The sequence below is a fragment of the Mucilaginibacter sp. OK268 genome (assembly GCF_900103125.1).
GTDB lineage: Bacteria > Bacteroidota > Bacteroidia > Sphingobacteriales > Sphingobacteriaceae > Mucilaginibacter.
This window is the reverse complement of the sequence record NZ_FNJV01000014.1, coordinates 108,693-134,956: the sequence shown is the minus strand read 5'-3', so window position 1 is coordinate 134,956 and position 26,264 is coordinate 108,693. Positions and strand designations below refer to the sequence as shown.

Sequence of the window (26,264 nt, the reverse complement as noted above, 5' to 3'; positions counted from 1 at the left end):
TAATCGGTAAAATATACTTCCAGTATACTAAAAACAGCCCTGGCCCCGCAGGGCGAGCGGAAGAGTCAGGTACAACCTGACTCCCGCTCGCTCCATTTTTTTTCAAAAAATAGACGTTTATATATCTATCCGTATATAAGGGATTAGGGCATTGTCCTGTTCCATTTTGACATGAACCTACAAGGCTGGCTGTCAGGCGCTGGTTTTTTACCATGTGCCTGATCCATTTAGTGTAACCTGCCCTCATGGTGTGCCGGATTACAGTCTTCACTTTGAACCTCCCTCCAACAGGGCTTGAATGTCCTCTAATTTGTAATAGAGCAAACCTCCGATCTTGGTATAGCGGAGCGTACTGTTAACTCGTAAATTCTGCAAGGTGCCGGGTGAAATATTTAACAGTTTTCTTACTTCATAGCTTTTCAGCCACCGTTTACTTTGTCCCAGACCGGGTTTCAGGAGATGCTTCATTTCTGTTAACATCTCATTTTTAAATTGTCTTAAATCTTCTTTTGTTATTAAATCGATTGCTGTCATAGATAATATTTGTTTGTGATTAATCTGGCTAATAGCCCTGGTGCAATTTGGGCCTGTCTTGTTTTATTTATTGGGGACTTTTAAGGGGTGCCCCTATTTTTCTTTGTAATCGCTGGTTAATTTTCAGAATAGTATGTTGTTGTTATTTTGGGGAGGGGGATTTATACCATCATTCTGTTGGAACGATAGCCGTTCTTCGATGGCCTGCTGTAGGTAGCCGCCTTTTAAAATATTCCTGTAATTCTGCCCTGACCGCATCCCGGATGCAGTGACATGTAGCTTCGTCATTGATTCTTGTCATGCCGCAAATGAAAATAAAAAAGCAGCGCAAGCGTGACCATGCAGATTTGCATGGTCAAATTGGAGGGTTTTATAGCGGATTATAGCTTATTCTATTGCATTGTAATTCAATGTGTTATAATTTACTCCCGGATGATTTTGTTTGGGTTATTTGTGCCGCTTTTAGCTTCGCTTTTTGGCGGGTCTGATCTGAAACAATCTTAATTGTGGTGGGATTTTAGCGTATTTGGCACCGGGCTGGTTACGGTCTGCTGGGAAATAACGGCGTATGGTTTCCAGGCTGATTTCCTGATTACCCTCTCTGAAATATTTGGCGATCATTTTACACCATACGATCTGCGTCTGTGAAAAAACGAGTTCTTTACTGTTATCAGGCAATTGGGCTTCCTGCGTTTGCAGGCATATATCTAAAAAGCTTAACAGGTAGCCATCTGCGATATTAATATAATCCTCAGTTTCCAGTTTTCTCGCCGATTTTAATTCTTCTTTTAATGTCGTTATCTCCAATTGCTGTTTCCTGATTTCCTCCTGTTGGCCGGCGATAATTTCGGGTAATGTTCTTTGCGTGTTCCATTGGTCGATGGAACGAAGGTATTTTTGAAAAAGCAGCAGCTTTTCTAATATTTCGGTATCTAGCGCATGACTTGAATTAAAAGGATCTTTAGTTTCAATATACCGAATACGTCTTATGACAATCTGCCAGACAAATGAAAAAAACGCCTGTTCCCTTTGTGGTTCTTTTCCTAAAAAATAGGTTAAATGGTATTTGTAATAATGTAATAATCTGCATATTCCTGTTCAGGCAGCGTAAATAGTTTTTTGATGAAAAGATTGTCTTCATAACCGTTCTTTAACCCGGTAAATATGCCTATATCATATTGATGTGCATTACGACCAAAAGGTTCACGTGGTTTAAAATACTTATTGGGCATAGTTTCGGTTATTAATTCCTAATACATGCTACAACGGCGTGATATTATTTTGGTTTTCGTACAAAAATAAAGCCCTGCACTTTTCTGTGCAGGGCCGACCTATAGACGTTTACTTTTATGATTAGGCTTGCAGTCGCTTACTAAGCTGCGCCATATCATCATTTATTTTACTTTCTATCACCTTTGCGTATATCTGCGTAGTAGTTAGCTTACTATGTCCTAATAATTTGCTTACGGTTTCAATAGGTACACCATTGGTCAAAGTTACCGTAGTGGCGAATGTATGCCGGGCAATGTGAAAGGTAAGGGGCTTGGTTATACCACACATGTCAGCAATTTCCTTTAAATAGCTGTTTAGCTTTTGATTGCTTAATGTTGGCAGCACCTTCCCCTCGGCCAATGCCTGCGGATGGCCTTTGTATTTTTCAACTATGGCTAAAGCTTTTGGTAATAACGGCACTTTTACCGGCTCGTTGGTCTTTTGCCTGTTGGTCACAATCCAAATATTATTCTCGGATTTCTCGATCAGGTTGGCAGGTGTTAAATTAAATACATCTATATAAGCCAATCCAGTGTAACAACTAAAAATAAAAAGGTCTTTCACGACTTGCAGGCGAACAATATTAAAATGTTTGTTTTCAATTCTTGCCAGTTCATCTTTGGTCAAATATTCGCGTTCTACTTTATCAAACTTCAATTGATATGCCTGAAAAGGGTTGCGATCAAGCCATTCCAACCTAACGGCAAGATTGACCATCTTGCAAAACCTTTCCAAATGTTTCATCAGGCCGTTGTTATTCAGGGCTTTTTGGCCTTTCTCCGGCGTTCTGTTGCGCAGGTAGTACTCAAAATCTGTGATAAACTTATAGCTTAATTCCGATAGGTATTTATCGCTTGTCTTAAACCGTTCTTTAATAAACCCTTTAATATACTTCTGCGTAGTATAATAGTTCTTCATCGTGCCTGGCTCCAATACCTGCGATTGTTCGGCATTATGATACTCCATTAATTTACATAGCGTATATTCTGCCTGATCTTCTCCCGTAAACTTGTCTTTCACTAATTCGGCGGTAATCATTTTCTTTTGCAATAAAAGCTGCTGGTAACTTTCTACAATGCCGGAGCGGTATTGCTCCAGGTAATTATTGAGTTTTACTACTTCTTCCCGGCTGCCTCTGGCCATGCCTTTGTTAGCATTCCAGTTATCTGGGTCAATAGAGCGTTTAACAGATAAATCAATTCTGCTGCCGTTTACCGTAATCCTCGCATAGATTGGGGCCTTGCCGTCATTCGTCGCTTTATACTTTCTTAGATAAAAGATAACGCCAAAGGTGTTGTTCGCTGTTTTCATATTCGTCAATTATTATGTTTCAAATAGCATCAGATTGACGGTCTTTAGCGGCTTTTGCAATCGGGGGCAATTTGCCGGGTTTTAAGGGCGCTGCAAAAGGCACCAAAAACCATCAAAATAAACCAAGTAATTAATTGACTATCAAATACTTAACATGCTATTTGTGCCCAAATATAAATTTAAAAATTGGGGCACCGAATAGGGCACATTTTCCTTGATATAACTTGAATGAATTGGGCTGGAATAAAACAAAAAAGCCTCTAAATCATAGATTTAAAGGCTTTTTGATACTGCTTGGTATCGCTTTAGTCGGGATGGCAGGATTCGAACCTGCGGCCTCCACATCCCAAATGTGGCGCGATACCGGGCTACGCTACATCCCGAATGATTGGGGGTGCAAATATATACTATGATTTTTAAATCCAAAATCTATAATAACCTTATTCTGGTTTTATTCCGCTGTTGTTGGGTCTATGATCCTTGAGATCTCACTGATTGAATTTGCCGGAAAGCCGCCCTGGCTGGCATGTTCCCTGATCATCTCCTCATTGGGTGCTATATAAACGCAATATATCTTATCAGTAGTTACATAGCTATTAACCCACTGTATTTGCGGTCCCATTTTACTTAATACCCCACAAGAAGTTTGCGAAATGGCTTTTAATTGTTCATCTGAAAGACTTCCAGCTCCTGGAATTTCTCTTTCAATAACATACTTTGGCATATGGCTTTTAATTGATTTTTTGTTTAAGTAATTTACAAACTTTAATAACAATTACAATGCTGATAATTAAGCAGATACATTAATATTTATTATCCGGTTATGATTTAACACATATCAAACAATATGAACACAAAATCAAAAGGTCTGCAGCTTGAAATAAGATAGTCTTTTACAAAAAGATCTCATTTTGAGGCAGTCGCTCGAATTTAAATTATTCATATTGTTTATTATCCTTTCTGATACTAACTTAATTGTGGTATTATATATATTGTTCTGTTTTTTCGTTTAATATTGTGTTTGGGAATTTTAGCAACGGTATATGAATTCTGCTGAAAATTATGAAGTGCTCATCGATAAGATCAACATCTTTATCAGGAAGTACTATTTCAATAATTTTTTGAGGGGGCTGATATTCCTGGGTGCCGGTCTGTTTACCGCCTATGTAGTTATTACCTTGAGCGAATATTTTGGCAATTTTAATATCGTTTTCCGCAGTATCCTGTTTTACTTTTTTATACTGCTCAACATTGGCCTGGTGTGCTGGCTCATTTTGCCTCCCTTCCTGTCATGGCTTAAGTTAGGCCATTCATTAACCCATGATGAAGCGGCCGAAATTATCGGCAAACACTTTCACGATGTTAATGACAAATTGTTAAACACCCTGCAGCTTAAAAAACTGGCTGCGGCTGATGAAAAACACCGCGCCCTTATTGAAGCCAGTATTGATCAAAAGATCGAGGCCCTTAAGCCGGTTAGCTTCCCTTCGGCTATCAATATCCGGGAGAATAGCAAATATTTAAAATGGGTGCTGGCTCCGGCAGCGGTGATCATTGTGCTCGCTTTTGCTGCACCTTCTATACTTACAGAAAGCACAAAACGACTCATCAGACATAATGAATACTTTGCCCCGATAGCCCCCTTTCGTTTTAACGTCCTGAACAAAACCCTGTCCGTAGTACAGGGTGATGACCTTAAACTTGATCTTAAACTGGACGGTGACAGGCTACCTGCCGATGTTTATATAGAAACAGCTAACAATACTTTTAAGCTCGATAAAGAAAATATCAGCAAGTTTCATTACCTGTTCAGCAATCTGCAACAAAATACAAAGTTCCGGCTGTTGGGAAATGGTTTCGCTTCGGCCCCTTATGAGATACGGGTAAACCAGAAACCGGCCCTGCTGCATTTTGATGTGGAATTGAACTATCCCGCCTATTTGCATAAAAAAAACGAGAAACTGCTGAATGCCGGCGATTTGGTAATTCCGGAAGGCACTGTAGTGAATTGGGTCTTGCACACTCAACATGCTTCGGGATTGCAGTTTTATTTAAATGGACTTAAACATAGCGCCAAATCAATGGGAGCCGATCTGTTTGAGTATAACGAAACGATCTTTAAAAGTGCCATTTATAAACTTAATCCTATAAATCCGCTGGTTAATCACAGCGACTCTTCTGCTTATCATATCAATGTAATTACTGACGAACCTCCGGCTATTACCGTGCAGGAAAAATCCGATTCAGTAAGCATTAACGCCTTATATTTCAATGGAAAGATCCAGGATGATCATGGTTTTTCATCACTGAGCTTCCATTATAGTGTACAATCGGCTAATAATAAGGGGCCTCAAAAAACGTTTATCAAACGAATTGATGCTGCGATGAACCAAACACAATCAGACTTCTTTTATTTCTGGAATTTGAAAGAGTTGGGTATAGCGCCGGGGGCTCGTGTAAGTTACTTTTTTGAGGTTGCCGATAACGATGGTGTAAACGGACCTAAAAGGACCCGCACCGCCGAACGCTCGCTTAACCTGCCCGATGCCAAAGCTATTAATGAGCAATTGAATGCCGGCACCCAGGCGGTAAAGCAAAAAATGGAGTCGGCTATAAAATTAGCCGGTCAGGTTGAGCATGATTCACAAAAACTCAATCAGTTATTGCTGAATAAAAATACGCTATCCTTTGACGAAAAAAAACAGGTAGAGGATCTGTTGCAAAAACGCCGCGACCTGGAAGATTTGGTTAAAGAAATAAAAGACGAGAATCAAAAAAACCTGTATAACCGGAAAGAAACCCAGCAGCAAAACGAGGAGCTATTGGCAAAGCAAAAACAAATTGAAGATCTGTTTAATAATGTGCTCGATCAAAAAACAAAAGAACTGCTGCAAAACCTGCAAAAGCTTTTAGATCAGGAACAAAAAGATGCTACCCGCGATGAATTATCAAAAATGCAGATGGATAATAAATCGCTCAAAAAAGAGCTCGATCGCATGCTGGAGCTTTATAAAAAGCTTGAGTTTGATCAAAAGCTGAATCAAAGCGTTGATCAGTTGAATAAACTGGCCAATAAGGAGCAACAGCTATCTGACAAAACCAAACAACAGGGTACCGATCAAAAGGCATTGCAACAGGAGCAGGAAAACCTGAAAAAGGATTTTCAGGATATCAAAAAGGGACTGGAAGATCTGCAAAAAACCAACGAACAGGCTGATCACAAACAAGATTTTCAGAACCCTGAAAAAGAAACACAAAGCATTGACCAGCAAATGGATCAAAGTGCCGGCGAGTTGCAAAAAAACAATAAAGATGGCGCGTCAAAATCGCAAAAACAGGCTGCCAAACAAATGCAGCAGTTAGCGAGCAAGCTATCGCAAGATAATGAGGAGGGTGAAAGCAAAGAAAACGCCATTGATGCCCAGCAGTTGCGCGAGTTGTTAAAAAACCTGGTGAACAGTTCTTTTGACCAGGAAAAGGTGATGCAAACTTTAAAAAGCACCAACCCTACCGACCCCTCTTATATTACGCTCTCTCAAAAACAAAAAGACATTAAAGATAACCTGAAAACAGCCGAGGATAGCCTTTATGCCATCAGCAGGCGCATCCCGCAAATACAGTCGACCGTAAACCAGGAGATCAGCGGCATTAACAATCATATTGATCAGGCCCTTGACAACCTGGGCGACCGCCGCACAGCCGAAGCCAACCGTCATCAACAATACGCCATGACGGCTATGAACAACCTGGCCCTGATGCTGAGCGAAGCCCTGGAACAGCTGCAAAAACAGATGAATAAAGGCGGAAAAGGAAAGGGTAAAAAGCAATCTATATCGCAACTGGCAAAAATGCAGGAACAATTGAATCAAAACATGCAAAAGGCCCGAGAACAGATGCAGCAACAAGGCAACCAGGGTAAAAGCCAGCAGGGGAATAAAGGCAACATGAGCGAACAATTAGCCCGGATGGCTCGCCAGCAGCAAATTATAAGGGAATCCCTTGAACAGATAAACCGGGATGAGAATAAGGACGGGAAAAGTGGTTTAGGAAATTTGGATAAAATTTCTAAAGAAATGGAACAAACTGAGCATGATCTCGTAAACAGGAAGATTACAGATGAAGCGTTAAAAAGACAGGAACAAATCCGGAGCCGGTTATTGGAAGCTGAAAAGGCAGAACAGGAACGTGAACAGGACCAGCAAAGAGAAAGCCATGCCGGTAAGGATATACCACCTGGTTATATAAAAGCACTGCAGGGATACCAGCAACAAAAGAGCAAACAAACGGAACAAATAAAAACTGTGTCTCCGGCACTCAATTTGTATTATAAACAAAAAATAAAATCTTACTTTGATCAACTTAATGCCAAATAACATGGAACAGGCAAATGTTCATACCAGCAGCGAATTGTTTACGTTACAGCTACCGTCAAAAACGGAAAGCATAGCGCAGCTTGAGCAGCTGATTGAAGAAATTGCTGATAAGTATCATGTAGCCGAAGATACCTTCGCTAATATGATGACTTGCCTTAACGAAGCTGCCATAAATGCTATTATTCATGGCAATAAACTCGACGAAACAAAAAAAGTAATTATAAATGCCGAGGTGGAACCTAAGCGCATTGTGTGGACCATTACCGACGAGGGTCCGGGTTTTGATTATTCAAACCTGGCCGACCCGACCGCACCAGAAAACCTGGAGAATTTAACTGGCCGCGGCGTTTTTATCATCAAGCACCTGGCCGATCAATGCATTTTTAATGCGTCGGGCAATACTATCGAACTACATTTTAAAATATAATGCCCGCTATTCAGTTTTTTGAAGAAGACATCAGTTATAAACTAAAAAACAAAGCCCTTGTGCGTCAATGGATCAAAGATACCATCACCGCCGAGGGTTTTAAATTAAAAGAGCTTACCTACGTTTTTTGTTCAGACGCGTATTTGCTACCCATGAACCAGCAATACCTTGATCATGACACCTATACCGACATTATTACCTTTGATAATTCGGAGGTTGAGGGCGACATCGTGGGGGACATTTTTATTTCGGTTGAGCGCATACGTGAAAACGCGGCCAAATTTAACATCACCGAAACGGATGAACTGCACCGTGTAATTATCCATGGCGCTTTACATCTGTTGGGCTACACAGATAAAACTGTTGTTACAAAGAAGAAAATGACACAAAAAGAAGATGAGTATTTGAATAAAAGAACTTTTTAATAGTTAATTTTACTCAACAAAATTTGTTTCAACATCAATTATAAAAAACCATGAAATTACTTGCTTTAATATTCGCTTTCCTTTTTATCACAGCGCCCTCATCCGTGTATGAGTTTAAGCTGAAAAGTATTGACGGTAAAGATTTCACACTGGCCAAATACAAAGGCAAAAAAGTGCTTATTGTAAATACGGCTTCTAAATGCGGTTTTACCAAGCAATATACGGATCTGGAGAAATTATCTGAACAATACAAAGGGAAATTGGTAGTTGTAGGGTTCCCGGCTAATAACTTTGGTGGTCAGGAACCTGGTACCAATCAGGATATCAAAACCTTTTGCAAAGAAAACTTCTCGGTAACCTTCCCTATGAGCGGAAAAGTTAGCGTATTGGGTCTGGATATTGATCCATTGTTTCAATACTTGACTACAGCACCCAACCCTGATTTTACAGGGGATATCAAGTGGAACTTTGAAAAATTCCTGATTGATGAAAATGGTAAGCTGATACACCGTTTCAGGTCACAAACCACACCATTATCACCAGATATTACTAAATATTTGAACTAAGATATTGCTTTTAAAAAAGCAAAAGAGGCTGTATCATGAATTATGATACAGCCTCTTTTTATTTGACCTATCCGGATATTCAATCACGGATCGATATATAGCCTTGGGTTGGATTGACTCCATTAACAAAAATTGGGTTTACATGGTTTACACTTTTTATGGTTAACACTATTGTAAGTTACTAATAATCAAATAATTAATTTATTTTATCATCAAAAAGTGGGTTTACAGTGTAAACCATAAATTATGTAAATCCAATTTATATAAATATGATCAGCTTAATTTCAATTCATAGCTGGCACAACACCAGGGGTGGTCAATTTGATTTATGGTACAGATGCTTTTTGTTCATTTTGTTCACCGAGCGTGCCTGTTTTTTAGGGCTAATGTATAGCCCCGGTGTATATTATTCTGTATAGTTGTATTTAGTTGATTTGTTTACAAAAAAATATTGCAAAAACATCAGGTAACATTTTTGCTAATTTCCTTTATCTTCCTTTTCCTTCACGGCTTTCTCCTTGTCTTTTTGGGCCTGTTCCTGTACTTTTTTGATGGAATCCTGTTTTGCCTTAGCGGCCTTTTTCTTTTTATTAAAAAACCCCCGTAGTAAAAAATTATGCTGGGCAGCTTGTAAGTCTTCATTTAAAGTATTGGTGGTTGTATGCACATTTTTCATCGTGGTTTGTGCCTGCTTAACCGTACTCTCTATATTTTTAGCCATAGCATCATTATTTAGCAAGCGGCCTATACTCCCCTTTCCGCTGTTGATTTTCCCTACTATCTGTGAAAGGTCTGTTGTCAATGATTCTGCATTATCGGCAACGCGGGTAAGCTTGGTTATTATTTTGTCTACATCAACCGGGTTTATAGAGCCTAAACGCCCCCCTGGTTGTACCTCTTCATGACTTGTGATACCTCCCGGCGCTATCACCACCAGTTTATCACCCATTAGTCCATCGCTCCCAATACTTATTTTCGCATCTGTTTTAATGAATTTTTTAACGCTGTTGTTCAGCGTAAGGTCAACCCTTACCGAGCTATCGGTTATAATGTTAATTGCTTGTACCACCCCTACGTTGATCCCGGCGAAGCGCACATTATTACCCACTTGCAATCCACTCACATTTTTAAATGTTCCATACACGTTAAAGGTGGAATTGAACAAGCCTTTTCGACTGCCAATAAAAAAGATCCCCAGTACCAATACCGCAAGACCGACAAAGGCAAACAGGCCAATTTTTATTTTTTGTGATGATGTGGTTTTCATATCGTTTCGCTAAAAAATGACTTTACAATTTTGTTATCCGATTTTTGCAGCTCTTTATAGGAGCCTTCGGCTATATATTCGCCATCATCCATCACTACAATACGGTCGGCCGTTATCCTGGCACATTCCATATCATGGGTTATAATAATAGATGATGTTTTATATTTTTTCTGCATATTGAGTATCAGCTCACTGATCTCCCGCGAGGTGATCGGATCGAGCCCGGTAGTTGGCTCATCATACAGCATGATCTCGGGTTTTACAATAAGCGTTCTGGCTAAGCCTACCCTTTTGCGCATCCCGCCTGATAGGTCTGATGGTAATTTATCAATGGCATCCAGCAAACCAACGCCATCCAATACCTCTTCTACCCGTTTATCTATCTCTTGCTGATCATTAAGCTTTAATACGCGGGTTAACGGAAATTCCAGGTTCTCACGTACGGTCATAGAATCATATAAGGCGCCGCTCTGAAACAAAAAGCCTATTTTCATTCGCAGCTGTTTCAACTCATCATCATTCATTTCGGCAACATTTTCTCCAAAAACTGTTAAATCACCCGCATCCGGTTTTAGAAGGCCTACAATACATTGTATGGTTACCGATTTTCCTGAACCTGATTTTCCCAAAACCACCATATTCTCTCCTCTTTTCAGGTCGAAGGTGATGTTTTTCAATACCTCATTATCCACGAATCCAACTTTTATCCCTTTGGCATGTATAACCACCTCATCTTTTTGGGTTGATGCCGGTTTTTTAGGGCTGATATTTTCGTTTGTTGCTTTCATCTTATTTATAAAATAACAAACTGGTAATCTGAACGGCTATAGCATCAATAACAAATATCCATAGGGAAGCAGTAACCACAGCCGAATTGGCTGCTATACCTACGCTCTCGGTACCTTTGTTAGAGTGATAACCTTTATAACAGCCAACAAAACCTATCGCGAAGCCAAAAAATATGGTTTTAACAACAGCCGGTAAAAAGTCGGAAAAATCAAGGGAGGCGATACATTTATGAAAATAAAGCGGAAGGCTGATACTATCAGTAATGTTCAAGGCAAGGAAGCCCCCAAACAAGCCTATAACGTCGCCAATAACAGCCAAAAGGGGCACCATAAGGCTGGTTGCTAAAATTCGCGTAACAACGAGGTATTGCAACGGGTTGGCCCCAGATACTTCCATGGCATCTATCTGCTCGTTAACCTTCATACTGCCCAGCTCGGCTCCAATACTTGAGGCTATTTTACCCGCACAGATAATAGCGGTAATAACGGGCCCTATCTCACGAATAAAAGATACAGCTAGTGTTTTGGGCAGCATACTCTCGGCTCCAAGCGCTACTATAGATGGCCTGAGCTGTACAATTAAAACCAGCCCCATGATAAAGGAGGTAATACCCACCAGCATCATGGAGCGGTAACCTATTTCATAACATTGCCGCACAAACTCCGACCATTCAAAACCGCCGGCGAATATATTTCTGAAAAAACGGGCAAAGAAAACGCATTGTTCGCCAATGTCTTCAGCCCACTTTCTCCATCCGGTAATTGCTTGTTCTGCCATAAGTTACGTCAACTAATTGTCAGGGGTACAACAAAGTTCTACCCTTTTGTTTTGCAGTTCAAGAAAATTAACCTTTAGGTTCGGCTTGCAGGTTTATGACATTGGTATATCAATGATCAGGAAACGGGAAAAGTCTTCGGGTTCAATTGTAAATGAACTGGTATCATAAACACCCAGTGCATCTCTTTTGTTTAAAACCGTACTGTTTATTTTAACAGAACCTCCAATAACAAATATATAAGCACCATTTCCGGGGGTCTTTATATCATAATTTAAGCTCGTTCCTGCTTCAAAATCACCCATGCTAAAAGTGGCATCCTGGTTTAACCAAAGGGTATCTGTGGTTTTTACAGGCGATATCAGCGTGGTGAGCTGGTTAGTTTTAAAAAGCCCTTTAAAATCCTTCTGATCATAGCGCGGTTGTATATCACGTTCTTTGGGGAAAAGCCATATCTGCAAGGTTTTAGCCTCTTCTGTACGGGAGGCGTTATATTCAGAATGATAAACCCCTGTTCCAGCAGACATTACCTGTACCTCACCCGCACGGATCACACCGGTATTGCCCATACTGTCTTTATGTTCCAAACCTCCTTCCAGCGGTATGGTAATGATCTCCATATTATCATGCGGGTGCGTGCCAAAACCAGTACCACCGGCAATAATATCATCGTTTAATACCCTCAGTACACCAAAATTAACTTTGTTAGGGTCGTAATATGATGCAAAGCTGAATGAAAAGTTAGCTTTTAACCAGCCAATGTTATTTTTTCCACGTTCGTTTTCGGGATAAAATATTGTTTTCATGATGTTCTCCTGTTTATATGTTTAAACATACAATTTTTATTCCACAATTTATTTATGCGTATTTTTGCAAAAAATTGTGCAGACAATGTCAAATAAGGCTATTATTGCAGGTTCGAGCGGACTAATTGGCAGTAATTTATTAGATATTTTACTCCAGGAAGCTTTTTATGATGAAGTTTTAATTCTGGTTAGAAAAGAATTAGCTATCCAGCATCCTAAACTGACCCAATTGGTAATTGATTTTGACCGGCTGGAGGCTTATGCTGACCAGCTTACAGGTCATGCTATATTTTGCTGTCTGGGCACAACCAGGCATAAAACGCCTGATAGGGCTGTTTATCGCAAAATTGATCATGATTACCCCTTGATACTGGCACAACTGGCGCATAAAAACGGCGTGGAACAATATCACCTGGTTTCCTCAATAGGAGCCAATAAAGCGTCTTCTACTTTTTACATTAAAATAAAAGGCGAAACAGAAGCTGATATACAGCAGGTAGGTTTCCCGGCCTTGCATATCTATCGCCCATCACTGTTAATTGGTGAGAGGCAAGAAAAGCGGGTGGAAGAGAAAATAGTAACCGGACTATTTAAAATAATAGATCCGTTATTGTTTGGAGGATTAAAAAAGTACAGGAGCATCAAGGCGGAAACAGTTGCCGCTGCCATGTACAAACAATCAATAAAAACAGATACAGGCTTATTTATATACGAGTCTGATAAAATAAAACAACTATAGTGAGCACTTACATTTCGGCAGAGAATCTTGGTCATCAGTTTCATGACAACTGGCTTTTTAAAAATATAACCATCGGTATAAACCGTGGCCGCAGGGTTGCGCTGGTTGGTGTTAATGGTGCAGGCAAATCTACCCTGCTTAAATTATTGGCGGGCCACCTCAAACCTACCGAAGGTAAGGTGGTTCAAAGCCGCGACCTGAACATGGGCTACCTGGAACAGGATCCTGGTTTTAAAGATGCGGTAACCATTAGCGATTATATTTTTCATGCTGATGACGTGCAGCAACAGCTGATCCGTAAATATGAGGAGCTCCTGGAAAATGAGCCCGACAATTCCAAGGCCATTGAAAAGGTGATGGAAGAGATGAGTGATGTTGATGCCTGGGAGTATGAATACAAGATCAAGACTATTTTAGGCAGGCTGGATATCCATCACCTGAATCAAAAGATCAATACCCTATCCGGTGGACAAAAGAAACGTTTGGCCCTGGCTAAACTGTTGATTGAAGACCCGGACATTTATATTTTAGATGAGCCAACCAACCACCTGGATATTGATACTATAGAGTGGCTGGAGAAATTACTAACTGAAGGCAACAAAACCATATTGATGGTTACACACGACAGGTATTTCCTGGATAATGTATGTAACGAGATATTAGAGATAGACCGGGGCAAAATACAACCCTATAATGGTAGTTATGGATACTATCTGGAAAAGAAAGCCGAACGCGATGCCGCGGACGAAGCCTCTTTCCAAAAAAACAGCAATTTGTTACGCAAAGAGCTGGAATGGATGCGCAGACAGCCACAGGCCCGCGGAACAAAATCAAAAGCCCGTATTGATGCCTATTATGACCTGGAAGAGAAAACTAAAAGTGGCGGCATACGTGAAAAAGTTGAACTGAGTGTAAAAACTGCACGTCAGGGTAACAAGATCATGGAGATGGAACACCTTTATAAATCATTTAACAACCATACCTTTATTAAAGACTTTAACTATGTATTTAAAAAAGGTGACCGTATTGGTTTAGCTGGTCGTAACGGCAGTGGAAAATCAACATTGCTTAACCTGATCACCGGAGGCTTACAACCCGACAAGGGAACCGTAGTAAAGGGCGAAACTACAGTATTAGGCTATTTTCATCAATCGGGCATTAAGTTTAAGGAAGACGAGCGTGTAATTGATATTGTAAAAAACGTTGCTGAGTTTATCACTATGGCTGATGGTAAAACCATCTCTGCCTCTGCCCTGCTCACTTTATTCCTGTTTCCACCCGCAAAACAGTATGGCTTTATATCCAAACTAAGCGGTGGCGAAAAGAAACGGTTGCAGTTGATGAGCATCCTGATGAAGAATCCTAATTTCCTGATACTGGATGAGCCTACCAATGACCTGGATATTGATACCCTGAATGTATTGGAAGAGTTTTTAACCAATTATACAGGCGTATTAATGATCGTATCGCACGATAGGTATCTATTGGATAAACTAACCGATCAGCTATTCATTATGGAAGATGGCGGTCAGGTACGTATCTATAATGGCAACTATTCATCTTACCGCATTGATCTGGAAGAAGAAAAACAACAAGCTAAAAAGCCTGCCCCTGTTGCGCCTACTGCATCTCCTGCTCCTAAAAAAAGCAAATTAAGCTTTAAGGAAGCAAAAGAACTGGAAACAACAGAAGCAGAAATACAAGCTATAGAAATCCAGATAAAAGATAAAACCGAGCAGTTAAATACTACAGGTATAGCTCCGGTAAAGCTGAATGAGATACTGGCTGAAATTGACGTTCTGAATAAGAAATTGGATGCTAAAAGCATGCGCTGGATGGAGTTAACTGAATTAAACGAATCATAGCATGAAAACGTCAGATATTATTGCTTCTGTAGGTGTGATCATACTTTTGATCGCTTTTTTGCTAAATTTATTTAACAAATTATCAGCCGAAAGCAAGACATATAAGCTCATGAATTTTGTAGGTGCTGGCACTTGCTGTTATGCTTCATACATGGTTAGTTTTTATCCATTTGTTGTACTAGAAGGTGTTTGGGGCTTTGTAGCTTTAATATCATTATTAAAGGTTCCACGTGGAACATCGGTATAGATTGAATAATTTTGTATTCTGTTATTCGAATCAAACTAAAAGAATTTGATGTTCCACGTGGAACATCAGTAATAAATAAGATCATCAAAATCGCTTGTTTTAAGCATAATTGACTATAAGATCATAATGTTCCACGTGGAACATGGAGGTAAAAATGTTTAAGAAATATAATGTAATAGTTGTTGGTGCAGGCCACGCCGGCTGTGAAGCTGCTGCTGCTGCTGCCAACCTGGGGTCATCTGTATTACTCATTACCATGAACATGGGAACCATAGCACAGATGAGTTGTAACCCTGCTATGGGTGGTGTTGCCAAGGGACAAATAGTGCGTGAGATAGATGCTTTAGGTGGCTATTCAGGTATTATTACAGACAAAACTTCTGTCCAATTCCGCATGCTGAACCAGTCAAAAGGTCCTGCTATGTGGAGCCCACGGGCACAAAGTGATCGTATGCGCTTTGCCGAAGAATGGCGTTTAGCTTTGGAGAGAACACCGAATGTTGACTTCTGGCAGGATACCGTTACCTCTCTTTTAGTAAAGGATAATACCATCAAAGGGGTACGTACTTCTATAGGTGTAGAGATAGAAGCCGACTCTGTTGTGCTCACTAACGGCACCTTTTTAAATGGTGTAATACATATAGGTGAAAAGAAGTTTGGTGGTGGCAGATCGGGTGAAAAATCGGCAACTGGCTTAACCGAACAACTGGTTACCTTAGGTTTTGATTCGGGTAGAATGAAGACCGGTACTCCTCCTCGTATTGATGGCCGTAGCTTAAATTATAGCCTGATGGAAGAGCAATGGGGTGATGAAGAACGCGGTCGTTTTTCCTTTACCGATGTTGATATGATCCAGGAACAACGCTGCTGCTGGATTACTTATACCAATACCAAAGTACACGAAACATTAAAAGAAGGCTTTGAAAGATCGCCTATGTTTACCGGCAGAATCAAAGGTTTAGGCCCACGTTATTGCCCTTCCATTGAAGATAAAATAAATCGTTTTGCCGAACGCGACCGTCACCAGATATTTGTAGAACCCGAAGGATTAAATACTATTGAGATATATGTAAATGGATTTTCAACCTCCTTACCAGAGGATGTACAATACAAAGCGCTTACCCAAATACCCGGTTTTGAAAACGCCAAAATGTTCCGCCCGGGTTATGCTATCGAATATGATTACTTCCCACCTACCCAGTTAGGCTTAACTTTAGAGACCAAATTGATCAGTAACCTATACTTTGCAGGACAGATCAATGGTACCACCGGCTACGAAGAAGCAGCCTCACAAGGATTCATTGCAGGCATAAACGCACACCAAAAAATTAACGATAAACATGAGCTGATCCTGAAAAGATCAGAGTCATACATTGGTGTATTGATAGATGACCTGGTGACCAAAGGCACCGAAGAGCCATACCGTATGTTCACCTCCAGGGCCGAACACCGTTTGTTACTACGCCAGGATAACGCCGATATTAGGCTTAGTCCTATGGGTCATGAGCTCGGATTGATCAATGATGAACGGCTAGAGAAGGTAAAACAAAAGGTCAAAAACTCTGATGACATTGTTGCATACACCAGGAGCAAATCAATAGATCCATCACATGTGAATACCTTGCTTGACGACTTGGGTACAAGTCCCCTATCGCAAAGCGCCAAGCTCTTTAATTTATTAAGCCGTCCGCAGGTAGGTTTTAATGACCTTAAAAAGGTGGATGAGCCTTTGGCAGAATTATTATCAGCTTATGATAAAGAAACTGTTGAGCAGGCTGAAATAAAAATCAAATATGAGAGTTACTTTATAAAAGAAATGGAAATTGTTGACCGCATGAAAAAAATGGAAGACAGGGAAATCAATCCTGAGTTTGATTATCATACCCTGGTATCACTTTCAAAAGAAGCACGCGAAAAACTGATGAAGATAAAACCACGCACTTTAGGTCAGGCTTCCCGGATTTCGGGTGTGTCACCGTCCGATATTTCAGTTTTGATGGTTCATGTCTCCAGATAGATTATAACTTATTGATAATAAACACTTTATAAAAAATCGTTTTAAATCAATTATTTTCATTTTTTAATATCGTAGCTCATAAAAACATAAAAATCGTTTATATCGCCTAAAAACCATGTTAAATAAAAAACGGGTCAATTTTCACAATTTTCCATTCTATTTTTTGGCTATTTTATTCCTATTTGGCTGCGCGGCACAACAACCACCCCAGGGAGGACCACGCGACCTCACTCCACCAAAATTGGTGAAGGCAATACCGGCCAATAAAACACGAAATTTTAACGCCAAAGAAATTGACCTGGAATTTGATGAGTTTATCAAGCTCACCAATCAGTACCAGGAAATAAGCATGAGCCCGACGATGGAAAAACAACCGGAGTATACTTCAAGCAAAAGAATACTAAAAATAAAATTGAAAGACACACTTCAAAAAAATACAACTTACGTTATCAACTTTGGAAAATCTATACAGGATGTTAATGAAGGTAACGTACTCAAAAACTTCACATACGTTTTTTCAACCGGTCCGCACATTGACTCTTTAAGCATTGCAGGTAGTGTCACCAATACTTTGACCCAGGAAAAAGAAAAAGATGTAACCGTGATGCTTTTCTCATTAAAACAGGACTCGCTCCTTTTTGGGAAAAAGAAACCAAGTATTTTCGCGACAACTGACTCCTCCGGAAATTTTAGCTTAAATAATTTGCGCGAAGACAATTACCGGATCTACGCCTTAAAAGAAGCATCACCCAATAAGATATTTGATAACGACCAGGAATTAATAGCTTTCTTGAAAAAGCCCATCCACCTCAGATCTGATACCTCAAACGTGCAGTTAAATCTTTTTAAGCAAGTTCCCGAAAAATTCAGGTTTTCAGAAAAGCGTTTTGATACCGACGGAAAATTGCTTTTTGTTTTTAATAAGGCATTAACCAATCCTTCCATAAAAGTTATCTACCCTGCAGACATCGACAAACAAAAACAAGTTGATTTTAGCAAAACAAAAGATACGGCATCTGTTTACCTGCGGAATATGAATTTTGATTCTATCAGGGTAGCAGTATTTGATAATGGTAAACCTATTGACTCCACCTCCCTTTTAAAAGGTAAAAAGGAAAGCTTTCAGCGGTCTTTAACCTTTCAATACAATATTAATGGCAACAACCTATTAAAGCCTGGTACTGATTTAAAATTGACAGCCAGCTTACCAATAGAAAACTTTGATAATTCGCTCATCACGCTTAATGAAGATTCTGTTGCTGTTGCTACCAGTGATCTTACTTTACAAAAGGATACCGGGAATTTTAAAAAAATTACTGTAAAATACCGTTGGCGACAAGGCAGCAAATACGAAATTATATTTAATGAAGCTGCATTTACCTCTATATACGGCGATAAGAATAAGAGAATACCAAAAAAGTTTCAGATAGATAAAACAGATAATTACAGTACACTTACTCTGAAAGTTACGTTGCCGCCAGATACTTCAAAAGCATACGTTGTTGAACTATTAAACGAACAAAAGAAGATTTTACAAAGTGATCCGATAAGGCGTAATGGATCTATCGTTTATAAAAATATTATTACGGGTAAATATCTGTTACGCGTTATTTATGATGAAAATAAAAACGGTAAATGGGATAGCGGAAACGTACACCTCAGAAAACAACCAGAAAATATTTGGGTAAGTGATAAAATAATATCCTTAAGACCAAACTGGGAAGCTGAAGAGGCTATTACCGTACCTAAAGAACCTATTACTCCTTAAACCAACCGGAGTACATTATATAATTATTAGGTAGCTGTTTGAGCATCGCTTTTTGCTCCTCTGTTAAAGGCTTTATCTTTTTGGCTGGAATACCGGCATACAAATATCCCGATTCACAGATCGTGTTTTCCAATACCACTGCCCCAGCAGCAATGATCACAAATTCGTTGACAACGGCATGATCCATTACTATGGCACCCATACCTACCAGTGTATGATCATGTAGCGTACAGCCATGCACAAGAGCATTGTGCCCAATAGAAACGTTGCTGCCTATATTGGTAGCCGCTTTTAAATAAGTAGCATGTATCACAGCCCCATCCTGTATATTGGTATTGTCGCCTATTTTAATATAATGTACATCGCCCCTGATCACGGCATTAAACCAAACCGAACAATTTTTACCCATCACTACATCACCAACAATAGTAGCATTTGGTGCAATAAAGCAATCCTCGCCCCAAACAGGGCTTTTATCTTTAACAGGCAGTATAACAGGCATCTTATAAATTATTGAATTAATGATTTACTGAATTATTGATTTGATGTACTTTTTATTTATGTTTGGATACAAATTTAAGCGGAAATAGCTCAGCTGGTAGAGCATCAGTTTCCCAAACTGAAGGCCGCGGGTTCGAATCCCGTTTTCCGCTCTTTATTCCCACCACGTCATTGCGAGGTACGAAGCAATCCCTAAAATACAGAGCCGCCCTACTAATCGGGGATTGCTTCGTACCTCGCAATGACGCGTTTATTATTATCTATTTGTAATATTTAAAATACAGTATCCTCAACTTTCTCCGCATGCACCGGATAATCTGTTGTATAATGTAATCCCCTGCTTTCCTTGCGCAACATAGCCGATTTTACTACAATAAACGATACTTGTATTAAATTGCGCAGTTCACAAAGCTTTACGGATAATTTTGTTTTTTTATAGAAAGATTCTGTTTCCTCGTATAATAAACCTAACCTCCTTAAGGCTCTTTCCAATCTGAAATCAGAACGTACAATACCTACATAGTCATTCATTAGTTTTTGCATTTCGCGTACGTTGTGCGTAACCAGGATATCCTCATTTGATAACTGTACACCCTTTTCATCCCAATCCGGGATATTATCCGGGATAACAAAATCTTTAAATTTACTTACCGCATCATCATATATACGGTGCGCAAAAACCAAAGCCTCTAATAAAGAATTGGAAGCCAGACGATTAGCACCATGTAAGCCCGTCGAAGAACATTCGCCACAGGCATATAAGCGCAGTATAGATGATTGCCCAGTATGATCAACCATTACACCACCACACATGTAATGACAGGCTGGCGCCACAGGGATCATATCCTTGGTCATATCAATACCTATCTCCAGGCATTTAGCATATATATTAGGAAAATGATTTAAAATATCTTTTTTACTACGATGCCTGATATCCAGGTAAACAAAATCTTCACCCGATTTTTTGATCTCCGCATCAATAGCACGAGCAGTAATATCACGTGGAGCCAATGATTTGCGTGGATCATATTCCTGCATAAATTCTTCGCCATTGGTACGTCTCAACACACCACCAAATCCGCGAACAGCTTCTGATATTAAAAAGGAAGGATACTCACCCGGATTATATAAAGCTGTAGGATGAAACTGTATAAATTCCATATTCCTTACTTTTCCTTTAGCCCTGTAAACCATAGCAACACCATCACCGGTGGCAATAGTTGGATTAGTAGTTACCGCATAAATATGACCAGCACCACCCGAAGCCATCACGGTTACCTTTGATAATATCTTTTCAACAATATTACTTTCTGTGTTGAAAGCATAAATACCATAGCAAGTGATATTCGTACTGGATTTACCAACCAGCTCGCCCAAATGATGCTGAGTAATCAAATCAACAGCGAAATAATGCGTTAATATTTCAATATTTGGGTTCTTATGGATCTCTTCTAATAAGGATCTTTCTATTTCCCAACCGGTTACATCTTTATAATGTAGCACCCTGAATTCGGAATGTCCACCCTCTTTAGCCAGGTCATAAAAGCCTTCATTTGTCTTGTCAAAGTTAGTTCCGTAATCAATAATTTCATTGATACGTGCTGGACCTTCTTTAACAACAGCTTCCACAACTTCTTTGTCGCAAAGCCCATCACCCGATATCAAGGTGTCTTCTATATGTTTTTCAAAAGAATCTTCTTTTTTATCCACAACCACCGCTACACCTCCCTGGGCATACTTAGTGTTTGATTCATCTTCGTTTGATTTTGTAACTATCAGAACCTTACCATGCTTTGCCGCTTTTAGCGCAAAACTCAATCCGGCGATACCGGAACCCACAACCAGAAAATCAACTGTTTTGGTCATATTTATGTGTAAATTGTGTAAAAGTATAATTAATGTTAACAACAGGTATAAAACCTGTTAATTTCATGTAAACAAATAGCTAATAAATAATCAAATAGTTGATAACTCCCATTTTTGATGCTAATATGAATAATTTTTGAGCGACTTTTGAGGTACTAAAGTCATATAGCTAACATTTTACTCACCCACAAAATATTAACATAAAACTTTTTTAAATAAAATTTGATTGTCATACGAATCACAAAATCAATCAAATATAAGATCAAAAGATGTGGATAACTGTTAGTAAAATGTGAAAACTAATTAATGAGACAAAATATATCACGACTTTTGCACATAACTAACACACCAATAAACAATAGTTTTATTTATATAAAAAATTAGTTGTTATTAATTGAAATGTTGAAATGGATATCTTCGAAGAATTAAATGTGAAAGGATTTGTGGACGAGTACATCGACCCCACGCTTGATCTTTTTGATGAGATTGAAAAACTTAAAAAGGAAAAAAATGCAGTTATTTTGGCTCATTATTACCAGGAACCCGATATCCAGGATATTGCGGATTATATTGGAGATAGTTTGGGGCTTTCGCAACAAGCCGCAAAAACTGATGCCGATATTATCGTTTTCGCCGGGGTACACTTCATGGCCGAAACTGCCAAGATACTTTCACCAAACAAAAAAGTTTTATTACCCGACTTAAAGGCAGGTTGCTCATTAGCTGATAGTTGTCCGCCCCATTTATTTAAAAAGTTTAAGGAAAACTATCCCGATCACCTGGTGATCACCTATGTAAACTGCACGGCCGAACTGAAAGCTTTAAGTGATATTGTTTGTACATCGAGTAACGCTGTAGCCATTGTAGAGAGCTTACCAAAAGATCAAAAGATCATATTTGGACCGGATAAAAACCTGGGTGCTTACGTGGCTAAAAAAACAGGAAGAGACCTGGTATTGTGGAACGGAGCCTGTATGGTTCATGAAATTTTTTCCAGGGAAAAGATCACTAAACTCAAGGAAAGATACCCCAATGCTAAACTGCTGGCACACCCTGAATGTGAGGAAGTTATACTTCAAATGGCCGATTATATAGGTTCAACAACCGGGATACTAAAATATGCCGGCAGTCATCCGGATAAAGAATTTATAGTAGCTACCGAAGCAGGTATATTACACCAGATGCAAAAGGAAAACCCGGATAAAACGTTTATTCCGGCGCCGCCAAATAATAATTGCGCTTGTAACGATTGTCCGCACATGAAACGTAACACACTGGAAAAATTATACCTGTGTTTAAAGAATGGATCACCGGAAATTACAGTCCCTGAGCATATTATTGAACGTGCGGTAAAACCGATTGAACGTATGCTGGAAATATCGGCACGGTTGGGGTTATAAGAGGTGGGATTTTGTTAGGAGCCTAAAAATCCTAAAATTTTTTCCGCCTTTGGCGGATATATTGGGTTATTACGCCGTCAGATATTTGTAGTGATTAGCAGGCTAAAATCCTAAAAAAATTTCCCGCCTTCGGCGGTAGACATCATGTTTGTTTTTAGCGACGGCCCGGAAATTTTATGAAGTCCGAAATGTTCCGGCGTCAACAATACGGCAGAACATTTTTGTACTTTTGCAGATTATCATATTTAAGAAAAAATGTTTGAAAATCAGGATAGGACGAATTTAGAGGACTTGGGTGAATTTGGCCTCATAGGACATCTTACAAAAAATATAAAACTGACCCAGCAAAGTACCGTGAAAGGCGTTGGTGATGATGCCGCTGTACTTGATTTTACGGGTAAAAAAGTGCTGGTAAGTACCGATATGTTACTGGAAGGCATCCACTTTGACCTGGCTTATACCCCGTTAAAACATTTGGGTTACAAAGCTATACAGGTAAACCTGAGCGATATTTATGCCATGAATGGTACCGCTTCGCAGGTTACGGTATCTATCGGTATGTCGAGCAAGTTTCCTTTGGAAGCTATTGAAGAACTATATGAGGGCATTTATATTGCCTGCGAAAAATATAATGTAGACCTGGTTGGCGGTGATACCACCTCGTCAAAACAAGGCTTGGTGATCAGTGTAACCTCTATTGGTTATGCGGACGAAGCCGATGTAACTTACCGCAATACAGCCGGTGAAGGCGACCTGATCTGTGTATCAGGTGATCTGGGCGGCGCCTATGTTGGTTTGCAATTGTTGGAACGCGAAAAACTGATCTACCTGGAAAATCCAAAAATTCAGCCCGATCTGGAAGGCAAGGATTATATTGTAGAGCGCCAGTTAAAACCAGAGGCCCGTCGGGATATTGTAGAATTGTTGAAAAGCATCGACGTAAAACCAACGGCCATGATCGATGTATCTGACGGTTTGGCCTCGGAGATATTGCACATCTGCAAGCAAAGTGATAAGGGTTGTAATCTGTACGAAGATAAGATCCCGCTTGACCCAATGACCTTTGAAACAGCCCGGGAGTTTAACCTTGATCCTACCGTTTGCGCGCTGAGTGGCGGCGAAGACTACGAACTCCTTTTTACCGTGAAACAAGCCGACTACGACAAGATCAAGTTCAAGATGGATATCACTATCATTGGGCATATCACCGAGCCCTCAGCAGGCTGTAACCTCATTACAAAAACAGGTAACGTACATGCCCTGAAAGCCCAGGGATGGAATGCTTTTAAAAAGGATTGATGAGGAATGTTTAATAGTCTTTTCAAAAAATTCACCGGGCAGGATAACGATAAGCCAAAACAAGTTGCTACCGCGGTAATGTTGTTATATATTGGGTTCATCCTGTCAATGATCACAGATTGGCTCGATGGTATTGGCATTATCCCCTTTCTTGTTGTTTTTATTGTGATCACCGCTGTGATCACGGCTATTTCGGCAGGTAAAAAATGGGCCCGCATCCTGATACTTCTTTTTGTTATTTTCAACCTGATCTCTTTCGGGTTCAATATAGCTCAGTTACTAAGCCATAGTGTAAAAGAAAAATTCACCAATCTGGTTATGGTACTATACGGTATCGAGATAGTTATTGAACTGATAGCCTTACGCCTGCTGTTTTCCAAACCAGCTAATATTTGGTTTAATGAGCAAAGGGAAATGAGAGGAGATGTTTAAAGCATCTTGTCATGCCGAATTTATTTCGGCATCCCATATGCTAAGCCGTTTTGCAATACTGACTAACCTGTCCTGTGGGATGCTGAAACAAGTTCAGCATGACCTGTTTTTATTATAGGGCCCCTACTCTTCCCCAATAAATTTCTGATCGATCTGTTTATCAGCTTTAGCCCCAAGCTTTTTGATCTTCTCGGCAGTGGTGGTTAAATTTCCGCGGCCTTCTGATAGCTTGTTCAGGGCGGTATTATAAGCGTTTTGGGTTTGGTTGATGTTGCGGCCAATGCTATCCATATCGCCCAGGAAACCTACAAATTTGTCATACATATCACCACTCAGACGGGCAATTTCCAGCACATTACGGTTTTGGCGTTCCTGTTTCCACATACTGGCAATGGTACGTAACGTAGCCAGCAGTGTTGATGGACTCACGATCACTACTTTTTTATCCCAGGCATAATTAAACAGCTCACCATCCAATTGAACGGCTATGCTGAAAGAGGATTCAATAGGTACAAAAAGGAGCACAAAATCGGGTGAGTTGATCTTGTACAAGTCGTGATATTTTTTGGAGGATAAGCCACCGATATGATTACGGATAGATTCGATATGGGCTTTGGAAAAAAGCTTCCGGTCTTCCTCTGTATCGGCATTAACCAGGCGCTCATAGGCTATCAGGGATACTTTAGAGTCGATCACCAGGTGTTTATCATCGGGCAGGTCAATGATCACGTCAGGCTGATATCGGGTACCATCGGTGGTTTGCATGGCTGCCTGAACGCGGTACTCCTGGTCGCGTACCAGGCCCGAGCGTTCCAGTACCCGCTCCAGGATCACTTCGCCCCAGTTGCCTTGCTTTTTGTTGTCGCCTTTGAGGGCTTTGGTTAAATTTTGTGCCTCGTCACTGATCTGCTTGTTCAGGTCCATCAGCTGGGTGATCACTCCTTTCAGTGTATTGCGCTCAGCGGCTTCCATATTGTAAACCTTTTCAACCTTATCCTCAAAAGCTTTCAGATTTTCCTTCAGCGGGTTCAGGATCATATCCAGGTTGTTGCGGTTCACATCAATAAACTCCTTCGATTTTTCTTTCAACAGCTTTTCGGCTACATTTTCAAATTCGCGTTGAAACTGTTTGCGGATCTGCTCCACCTCTACTTTTTGCTCCTGCAGTTTTTCCTGTTGCGATTGATAGTAGGACTTAACACTTTCCAGTTGTTGATTAGCCTGGGCCAGTTGAGTGCGTTCAAATAGCAATTCATCCAGCAGCCGGGTTTTCTCGTCTTTCAGCAACTGGATAATGTTTTCTTTTTCTGCAGATATGATATCACCTTTTTCTTCGGCTTTGGCCAGGTTAATTTTAAGCATATCCTGCTCGTTCCGGAGCCGGTTCAACTCCTCCGGCGATATCAGCTCCAGCGCTTTTGGTTTCTTTAAAAACAAAAAAACAGAGAGCAACAGGATCACCAGGGAAACAACTAATAAAATATCACCACTCATTTTGATAAAAATATTAGTAAAATTATGATAATATTTTTAGTAATGCAAGGGTAATACGGGAAGGAGAAGATTCTATAAGAATAGAATGACC

Annotated in this window: 25 protein-coding genes and 2 tRNA genes; 13 read left to right on the top strand and 14 right to left on the bottom strand. The window is 39.9% G+C overall.

Annotated features, from left to right (window positions below; genetic code table 11):
• The 7 genes from BLR84_RS30315 to BLR84_RS28865 form a co-directional block, all read right to left on the bottom strand.
• On the bottom strand, nt 1-214 hold a 214-nt coding region (locus BLR84_RS30315; RefSeq protein ID WP_218128524.1), incomplete at its 3' end, for a hypothetical protein.
• A 53-nt stretch (nt 215-267) separates the two neighbouring features.
• A complete protein-coding gene (locus BLR84_RS28885) occupies nt 268-534 on the bottom strand; it encodes a helix-turn-helix domain-containing protein (RefSeq protein ID WP_090473733.1) in 267 nt (88 codons plus the stop codon).
• Nucleotides 535-996: 462 nt separating this feature from the next.
• Entirely contained in the window at nt 997-1,341 is a 345-nt protein-coding gene (locus BLR84_RS28880; protein WP_090473732.1) for a hypothetical protein, read from the bottom strand.
• 248 nt (nt 1,342-1,589) lie between these two features.
• Entirely contained in the window at nt 1,590-1,766 is a 177-nt protein-coding gene (locus BLR84_RS30195; RefSeq protein WP_176852181.1) for a hypothetical protein, read from the bottom strand.
• A gap of 121 nt (nt 1,767-1,887) precedes the next feature.
• The gene (locus tag BLR84_RS28875; RefSeq protein WP_090473731.1) at nt 1,888-3,117 is read right to left on the bottom strand and encodes a site-specific integrase; all 1,230 of its coding nucleotides are present in this window, start codon (nt 3,115-3,117) and stop codon (nt 1,888-1,890) included.
• A gap of 309 nt (nt 3,118-3,426) precedes the next feature.
• Nucleotides 3,427-3,500: transfer RNA gene (locus BLR84_RS28870), tRNA-Pro, on the bottom strand.
• 68 nt (nt 3,501-3,568) lie between these two features.
• Nucleotides 3,569-3,841 carry a DUF4242 domain-containing protein gene (locus tag BLR84_RS28865; protein WP_090473730.1) on the bottom strand — a complete coding sequence of 91 codons (273 nt, stop codon included), beginning with the start codon at nt 3,839-3,841 and terminating at the stop codon, nt 3,569-3,571.
• 319 nt (nt 3,842-4,160) lie between these two features.
• On the opposite strand from BLR84_RS28865, the gene BLR84_RS28860 reads away from it, so the two are divergent.
• From BLR84_RS28860 to BLR84_RS28845, 4 genes are read left to right on the top strand one after another with little or no spacing between them, the layout of a single operon-like run.
• Complete coding sequence (locus BLR84_RS28860; RefSeq protein ID WP_090473729.1) at nt 4,161-7,490, top strand: DUF4175 family protein; 3,330 nt, start codon at nt 4,161-4,163, stop codon at nt 7,488-7,490.
• Between the two features lies 1 nt (nt 7,491).
• Nucleotides 7,492-7,917: an ATP-binding protein gene (locus BLR84_RS28855; protein WP_090473728.1), complete on the top strand. Its 426-nt coding sequence runs from the start codon at nt 7,492-7,494 to the stop codon at nt 7,915-7,917.
• Complete coding sequence (gene ybeY / locus BLR84_RS28850) at nt 7,917-8,342, top strand: rRNA maturation RNase YbeY (protein WP_090473727.1); 426 nt, start codon at nt 7,917-7,919, stop codon at nt 8,340-8,342. The genes BLR84_RS28855 and ybeY overlap by 1 nt, the downstream gene beginning before the upstream one ends.
• Before the next feature lie 50 nt (nt 8,343-8,392).
• Complete coding sequence (locus BLR84_RS28845; RefSeq protein ID WP_090473726.1) at nt 8,393-8,908, top strand: glutathione peroxidase; 516 nt, start codon at nt 8,393-8,395, stop codon at nt 8,906-8,908.
• A gap of 478 nt (nt 8,909-9,386) precedes the next feature.
• Here BLR84_RS28845 and BLR84_RS28840 read toward each other — a convergent pair whose 3' ends face one another.
• The 4 genes from BLR84_RS28840 to BLR84_RS28825 form a co-directional block, all read right to left on the bottom strand.
• Nucleotides 9,387-10,175 carry an MlaD family protein gene (locus BLR84_RS28840; RefSeq protein ID WP_090473725.1) on the bottom strand — a complete coding sequence of 263 codons (789 nt, stop codon included), beginning with the start codon at nt 10,173-10,175 and terminating at the stop codon, nt 9,387-9,389.
• The gene (locus tag BLR84_RS28835) at nt 10,172-10,963 is read right to left on the bottom strand and encodes an ABC transporter ATP-binding protein (protein WP_090473724.1); all 792 of its coding nucleotides are present in this window, start codon (nt 10,961-10,963) and stop codon (nt 10,172-10,174) included. The genes BLR84_RS28840 and BLR84_RS28835 overlap by 4 nt, the downstream gene beginning before the upstream one ends.
• Nucleotide 10,964: 1 nt before the next feature.
• Nucleotides 10,965-11,741: an MlaE family ABC transporter permease gene (locus BLR84_RS28830; RefSeq protein WP_090473723.1), complete on the bottom strand. Its 777-nt coding sequence runs from the start codon at nt 11,739-11,741 to the stop codon at nt 10,965-10,967.
• Nucleotides 11,742-11,834: 93 nt separating this feature from the next.
• A complete protein-coding gene (locus BLR84_RS28825) occupies nt 11,835-12,545 on the bottom strand; it encodes a pirin family protein (RefSeq protein WP_090473722.1) in 711 nt (236 codons plus the stop codon).
• An 85-nt stretch (nt 12,546-12,630) separates the two neighbouring features.
• Here BLR84_RS28825 and BLR84_RS28820 point away from each other — a divergent pair, with 85 nt between their 5' ends.
• The 5 genes from BLR84_RS28820 to BLR84_RS28800 all read left to right on the top strand — a co-directional run bounded on the left by BLR84_RS28820 (nt 12,631) and on the right by BLR84_RS28800 (nt 19,181).
• On the top strand, nt 12,631-13,284 hold the full coding sequence (locus tag BLR84_RS28820; protein WP_090473721.1) for an oxidoreductase: 654 nt from the start codon (nt 12,631-12,633) through the stop codon (nt 13,282-13,284).
• Nucleotides 13,284-15,149 carry an ABC-F family ATP-binding cassette domain-containing protein gene (locus BLR84_RS28815; protein WP_090473720.1) on the top strand — a complete coding sequence of 622 codons (1,866 nt, stop codon included), beginning with the start codon at nt 13,284-13,286 and terminating at the stop codon, nt 15,147-15,149. Before BLR84_RS28820 ends, BLR84_RS28815 begins: the two co-directional genes overlap by 1 nt.
• A 1-nt stretch (nt 15,150) precedes the next feature.
• Complete coding sequence (locus BLR84_RS28810; protein WP_218128523.1) at nt 15,151-15,396, top strand: CBU_0592 family membrane protein; 246 nt, start codon at nt 15,151-15,153, stop codon at nt 15,394-15,396.
• 154 nt (nt 15,397-15,550) lie between these two features.
• On the top strand, nt 15,551-17,413 hold the full coding sequence (mnmG, locus tag BLR84_RS28805; RefSeq protein WP_090473738.1) for a tRNA uridine-5-carboxymethylaminomethyl(34) synthesis enzyme MnmG: 1,863 nt from the start codon (nt 15,551-15,553) through the stop codon (nt 17,411-17,413).
• A gap of 115 nt (nt 17,414-17,528) precedes the next feature.
• A complete protein-coding gene (locus BLR84_RS28800; protein ID WP_090473719.1) occupies nt 17,529-19,181 on the top strand; it encodes an Ig-like domain-containing domain in 1,653 nt (550 codons plus the stop codon).
• On the opposite strand, the gene BLR84_RS28795 is transcribed toward BLR84_RS28800, so the two are convergent.
• Nucleotides 19,171-19,683, bottom strand: a complete 513-nt coding sequence (locus BLR84_RS28795) for a gamma carbonic anhydrase family protein (RefSeq protein ID WP_090473718.1) — start codon at nt 19,681-19,683, stop codon at nt 19,171-19,173. The two genes, BLR84_RS28800 and BLR84_RS28795, sit on opposite strands and share 11 nt — an antisense overlap.
• Nucleotides 19,684-19,761: 78 nt before the next feature.
• Between BLR84_RS28795 and BLR84_RS28790 the strand changes: the two genes are divergently transcribed.
• Nucleotides 19,762-19,834: transfer RNA gene (locus tag BLR84_RS28790), tRNA-Gly, on the top strand.
• A gap of 121 nt (nt 19,835-19,955) precedes the next feature.
• Here the strand turns inward: BLR84_RS28790 and nadB are convergent.
• Nucleotides 19,956-21,548 carry an L-aspartate oxidase gene (nadB, locus tag BLR84_RS28785; RefSeq protein WP_090473717.1) on the bottom strand — a complete coding sequence of 531 codons (1,593 nt, stop codon included), beginning with the start codon at nt 21,546-21,548 and terminating at the stop codon, nt 19,956-19,958.
• A 407-nt stretch (nt 21,549-21,955) separates the two neighbouring features.
• Here nadB and nadA point away from each other — a divergent pair, with 407 nt between their 5' ends.
• From nadA to BLR84_RS28770, 3 genes are all read left to right on the top strand, one after another.
• Nucleotides 21,956-22,948 carry a quinolinate synthase NadA gene (nadA, locus tag BLR84_RS28780; protein ID WP_090473716.1) on the top strand — a complete coding sequence of 331 codons (993 nt, stop codon included), beginning with the start codon at nt 21,956-21,958 and terminating at the stop codon, nt 22,946-22,948.
• Nucleotides 22,949-23,203: 255 nt separating this feature from the next.
• Nucleotides 23,204-24,247 (top strand): thiamine-phosphate kinase, encoded by a 1,044-nt coding sequence (thiL, locus tag BLR84_RS28775; RefSeq protein ID WP_090473715.1) that lies wholly within the window; start codon nt 23,204-23,206, stop codon nt 24,245-24,247.
• Nucleotides 24,248-24,253: 6 nt separating this feature from the next.
• The gene (locus tag BLR84_RS28770; RefSeq protein WP_090473714.1) at nt 24,254-24,679 is read left to right on the top strand and encodes a hypothetical protein; all 426 of its coding nucleotides are present in this window, start codon (nt 24,254-24,256) and stop codon (nt 24,677-24,679) included.
• A gap of 123 nt (nt 24,680-24,802) precedes the next feature.
• On the opposite strand, the gene rmuC is transcribed toward BLR84_RS28770, so the two are convergent.
• Nucleotides 24,803-26,173 (bottom strand): DNA recombination protein RmuC, encoded by a 1,371-nt coding sequence (rmuC, locus tag BLR84_RS28765; protein ID WP_090473713.1) that lies wholly within the window; start codon nt 26,171-26,173, stop codon nt 24,803-24,805.
• Between the last annotated feature and the right edge of the window lie 91 nt (nt 26,174-26,264).

Bases quoted from the DNA above. Each gene is read 5' to 3' on its own strand.
- BLR84_RS28885 (WP_090473733.1), bottom strand. From the start codon at position 534: ATGACAGCAATCGATTTAATAACAAAAGAAGATTTAAGACAATTTAAA.
- BLR84_RS30195 (WP_176852181.1), bottom strand. From the start codon at position 1,766: ATGCCCAATAAGTATTTTAAACCACGTGAACCTTTTGGTCGTAATGCA.
- BLR84_RS28875 (WP_090473731.1), bottom strand. From the start codon at position 3,117: ATGAAAACAGCGAACAACACCTTTGGCGTTATCTTTTATCTAAGAAAG.
- BLR84_RS28865 (WP_090473730.1), bottom strand. From the start codon at position 3,841: ATGCCAAAGTATGTTATTGAAAGAGAAATTCCAGGAGCTGGAAGTCTT.
- BLR84_RS28860 (WP_090473729.1), top strand. From the start codon at position 4,161: ATGAATTCTGCTGAAAATTATGAAGTGCTCATCGATAAGATCAACATC.
- BLR84_RS28855 (WP_090473728.1), top strand. From the start codon at position 7,492: ATGGAACAGGCAAATGTTCATACCAGCAGCGAATTGTTTACGTTACAG.
- ybeY (WP_090473727.1), top strand. From the start codon at position 7,917: ATGCCCGCTATTCAGTTTTTTGAAGAAGACATCAGTTATAAACTAAAA.
- BLR84_RS28845 (WP_090473726.1), top strand. From the start codon at position 8,393: ATGAAATTACTTGCTTTAATATTCGCTTTCCTTTTTATCACAGCGCCC.
- BLR84_RS28840 (WP_090473725.1), bottom strand. From the start codon at position 10,175: ATGAAAACCACATCATCACAAAAAATAAAAATTGGCCTGTTTGCCTTT.
- BLR84_RS28835 (WP_090473724.1), bottom strand. From the start codon at position 10,963: ATGAAAGCAACAAACGAAAATATCAGCCCTAAAAAACCGGCATCAACC.
- BLR84_RS28830 (WP_090473723.1), bottom strand. From the start codon at position 11,741: ATGGCAGAACAAGCAATTACCGGATGGAGAAAGTGGGCTGAAGACATT.
- BLR84_RS28825 (WP_090473722.1), bottom strand. From the start codon at position 12,545: ATGAAAACAATATTTTATCCCGAAAACGAACGTGGAAAAAATAACATT.
- BLR84_RS28820 (WP_090473721.1), top strand. From the start codon at position 12,631: ATGTCAAATAAGGCTATTATTGCAGGTTCGAGCGGACTAATTGGCAGT.
- BLR84_RS28810 (WP_218128523.1), top strand. From the start codon at position 15,151: ATGAAAACGTCAGATATTATTGCTTCTGTAGGTGTGATCATACTTTTG.
- mnmG (WP_090473738.1), top strand. From the start codon at position 15,551: ATGTTTAAGAAATATAATGTAATAGTTGTTGGTGCAGGCCACGCCGGC.
- BLR84_RS28800 (WP_090473719.1), top strand. From the start codon at position 17,529: ATGTTAAATAAAAAACGGGTCAATTTTCACAATTTTCCATTCTATTTT.
- BLR84_RS28795 (WP_090473718.1), bottom strand. From the start codon at position 19,683: ATGCCTGTTATACTGCCTGTTAAAGATAAAAGCCCTGTTTGGGGCGAG.
- nadB (WP_090473717.1), bottom strand. From the start codon at position 21,548: ATGACCAAAACAGTTGATTTTCTGGTTGTGGGTTCCGGTATCGCCGGA.
- nadA (WP_090473716.1), top strand. From the start codon at position 21,956: ATGGATATCTTCGAAGAATTAAATGTGAAAGGATTTGTGGACGAGTAC.
- thiL (WP_090473715.1), top strand. From the start codon at position 23,204: ATGTTTGAAAATCAGGATAGGACGAATTTAGAGGACTTGGGTGAATTT.
- BLR84_RS28770 (WP_090473714.1), top strand. From the start codon at position 24,254: ATGTTTAATAGTCTTTTCAAAAAATTCACCGGGCAGGATAACGATAAG.
- rmuC (WP_090473713.1), bottom strand. From the start codon at position 26,173: ATGAGTGGTGATATTTTATTAGTTGTTTCCCTGGTGATCCTGTTGCTC.